Origin of the sequence: Paraburkholderia rhynchosiae (genome assembly GCF_002879865.1) — a bacterium.
Taxonomy (GTDB): domain Bacteria; phylum Pseudomonadota; class Gammaproteobacteria; order Burkholderiales; family Burkholderiaceae; genus Paraburkholderia; species Paraburkholderia rhynchosiae.
Genome location: NZ_PNXY01000085.1, coordinates 1 through 3,174 on the forward strand (window position 1 = coordinate 1; position 3,174 = coordinate 3,174).

General features: G+C 64.2%; 4 protein-coding genes. All 4 read left to right on the forward strand.

Annotated elements, in window-relative coordinates:
• A partial coding sequence (sdhC, locus tag C0Z16_RS36795) for a succinate dehydrogenase, cytochrome b556 subunit (protein ID WP_102636826.1) occupies positions 1-404 on the forward strand: 404 nt, incomplete at its 5' end.
• Positions 405-408: 4 nt separating this feature from the next.
• On the forward strand, positions 409-777 hold the full coding sequence (gene sdhD, locus C0Z16_RS36800; RefSeq protein ID WP_102636827.1) for a succinate dehydrogenase, hydrophobic membrane anchor protein: 369 nt from the start codon (positions 409-411) through the stop codon (positions 775-777).
• 4 nt (positions 778-781) lie between these two features.
• The gene (sdhA, locus tag C0Z16_RS36805) at positions 782-2,557 is read left to right on the forward strand and encodes a succinate dehydrogenase flavoprotein subunit (protein ID WP_102636828.1); all 1,776 of its coding nucleotides are present in this window, start codon (positions 782-784) and stop codon (positions 2,555-2,557) included.
• 24 nt (positions 2,558-2,581) lie between these two features.
• Positions 2,582-3,174, forward strand: a 593-nt coding sequence (locus tag C0Z16_RS36810; protein WP_102636829.1) for a succinate dehydrogenase iron-sulfur subunit, incomplete at its 3' end; no start/stop codon positions are given.

Consider the following 3,174-nt stretch of genomic DNA (forward strand, 5'->3'; position numbering starts at 1 on the left):
TAAAAAAACCGAGGCCGGAATTCCGGAACATCGGTATCGGGCAGATCTTGACGGCGTACCGTCTTCCGCTGGCGGGGCGCGTGTCGATCCTGCATCGGCTGAGCGGGGGTCTGCTGTTTGTGTTCCTTCCGTTCCTGCTGTACCTCTTCGACCAGAGCCTGACCTCCGAACTGAGCTTCGAAGTCTTCAAGGGCTTTCTCTCCAATATCATCGTCAAGCTCATCGCGCTGGTGCTCGCGTGGGCCTTCCTGTTCCACTTCTGCGCCGGTGTGCGTCACCTCGTGATGGACACCAATCACAACGCGGTGTCCAGGGAAAAGGGCAGGTCGAGCTCCATCGTGGTGCTCGTCGTCTCGTCGCTGCTCACGCTCGCCTTCGCGGCAAAACTCTTCGGAGCATTCTGAAAAAATGGCAGCTCATAACCGGATCGGTTCGAAGCGTCTCGTCGTGGGCGCGCACTACGGCCTGCGCGACTGGCTGGCGCAACGTCTCACCGCCGCCGTGATGGCGATCTACACGGTGATCCTGCTCGCGTGGTTCTTCGGCGCGCGCGATTTCTCCTACGAAGGCTGGGCGTCGATCTTCGCGACCCAATGGATGAAGCTTGCCACCTTCGTCACGCTGCTGTCGCTGTTCTATCACGCGTGGGTGGGCATCCGCGACATCTGGATGGACTACGTGAAGCCCGTGGGCACGCGTCTGCTGCTGCAGGCACTGACGATCGTCTGGCTGCTCGCGTGTGCGGGCTACGCCGCGCAGATTCTCTGGAGAGTGTAAAAGCATGGCTGCAATCAAGAATGCTCTGCCGCGTCGCAGGTTTGACGTGGTCATCGTCGGCGCGGGCGGCTCGGGCATGCGCGCATCGCTGCAACTCGCGCGCGCGGGCCTGTCGGTCTGCGTGCTCTCGAAGGTGTTCCCCACGCGCTCGCATACGGTCGCCGCGCAAGGCGGCATCGGCGCGTCGCTTGGCAACATGAGCGAGGACAACTGGCACTACCACTTCTACGACACGATCAAGGGCTCCGACTGGCTCGGCGACCAGGATGCGATCGAGTTCATGTGCCGTGAGGCGCCGAACGCCGTGTACGAGCTCGAACACTTCGGCATGCCGTTCGACCGCAACGCCGATGGCACGATCTACCAGCGCCCGTTCGGCGGCCACACCGCGAACTACGGCGAGAAGCCCGTGCAGCGCGCGTGCGCGGCGGCGGACCGCACCGGTCACGCGCTGCTGCACACGCTCTACCAGCAGAATGTGGCGGCCAGGACGCAGTTCTTCGTCGAATGGATGGCGCTCGACCTGATCCGCGACGCCGACGGCGACGTGCTCGGCGTGAGCGCGCTCGAAATGGAAACGGGCGACGTCTACATCCTCGAAGGCAAGACCACGCTGTTTGCCACGGGCGGTGCGGGCCGCATTTTTGCGGCCTCGACCAACGCGTTCATCAATACCGGCGACGGCCTGGGCATGGCCGCGCGCTCGGGCATCGCGCTGCAGGACATGGAGTTCTGGCAGTTCCACCCGACCGGTGTAGCGGGTGCGGGCGTGCTGATTACCGAAGGCGTGCGCGGCGAAGGCGGCATCCTGCGCAATTCGAACGGCGAGCGCTTCATGGAACGCTACGCGCCGACGCTGAAGGATCTGGCGCCGCGCGACTTCGTGTCGCGCTCGATGGACCAGGAAATCAAGGAAGGCCGTGGCGTTGGTCCGAACAAGGACCACGTGCTGCTGGACCTGTCGCACATCGGCGCGGAGACGATCATGAAGCGTCTGCCGTCGATCCGCGAGATCGCGCTGAAGTTCGCCAACGTCGACTGCATCAAGGAGCCGATTCCGGTGGTGCCGACCATCCACTACCAGATGGGCGGCATTCCGACCAACATCCACGGGCAGGTGGTGGGCACGGCCAAGGGCGCCGAGGAGCCGGTCAACGGCTTCTATGCGGTCGGCGAATGCTCGTGCGTGTCGGTGCACGGCGCGAACCGGCTGGGCACGAACTCGCTGCTCGATCTGGTGGTGTTCGGCCGCGCGGCGGGCAACCATATCGTGAAGCACGTGAAGGAAATAAAGAACCACAAGCCGCTGCCGGCGGACGCTGCGGACTTCGCGCTGTCGCGTCTGGCGAAGCTCGAGAGCTCGTCCTCGGGCGAGTACGCGCAGTCGGTCGCCAACGACATCCGCGGCACGATGCAGAAGCACGCGGGCGTGTTCCGCACGTCGGCGCTGCTCTCGGAAGGCGTCGAGGCGATCCGCGAGGTGGCCGCACGTGTGGACAACATCCACCTGAAGGACAAGTCGAAGGTGTTCAACACCGCGCGCGTCGAGGCGCTGGAAGTGGCGAACCTGATTGAAGTGGCGCGCGCGACGATGGTGTCGGCCGAGGCGCGCAAGGAAAGCCGCGGCGCCCATGCGCAGAACGACTTCGAGCATCGCGACGACGAAAACTGGCTGCGCCATACGCTGTGGTTCAGCGAGGGCGACCGCCTCGACTACAAGCCGGTGCACATGCAGCCGCTGACGGTCGAATCGGTGCCGCCGAAAGCGCGGACCTTCTAAGGCACAGATCAAAGGAATTCAGAAATGGCCAAGCGTACATTTGACATCTACCGCTACGATCCGGATCGGGACGCGGCGCCGCGCATGCAGTCGTACGAGATCGAGATCGACTCGCACGAGCGCATGCTGCTCGACGCGCTGGTGAAGCTGAAGGCCGTGGACGAGACACTGTCGTTCCGCCGCTCGTGCCGCGAGGGCGTGTGCGGCTCGGACGCGATGAACATCAACGGCAAGAACGGTCTGGCGTGCCTGACGAACCTGAACGACCTGCCGCAGAAGATCGTGCTGCGTCCGCTGCCGGGGCTGCCGGTGGTGCGCGACCTGATCTGCGACTTCACGCAGTTCTTCAACCAGTACCACTCGATCAAGCCGTACCTGATCAACGACACGCCGCCGCCGGAGAAGGAGCGTCTGCAGTCGCCGGAGGAGCGCGACGAGCTCGACGGGCTGTACGAGTGCATCCTGTGCGCGAGCTGCTCGACGTCGTGCCCGAGCTTCTGGTGGAATCCGGACAAGTTCGTCGGTCCGGCGGGGCTGCTGCAGGCCTACCGTTTCATTGCGGACAGCCGCGACGAGGCGACCGGCGAGCGGCTCGATAACCTGGAAGACCCGTACCG

Bases quoted from the DNA above. Each gene is read 5' to 3' on its own strand.
- sdhD (WP_102636827.1), top strand. From the start codon at position 409: ATGGCAGCTCATAACCGGATCGGTTCGAAGCGTCTCGTCGTGGGCGCG.
- sdhA (WP_102636828.1), top strand. From the start codon at position 782: ATGGCTGCAATCAAGAATGCTCTGCCGCGTCGCAGGTTTGACGTGGTC.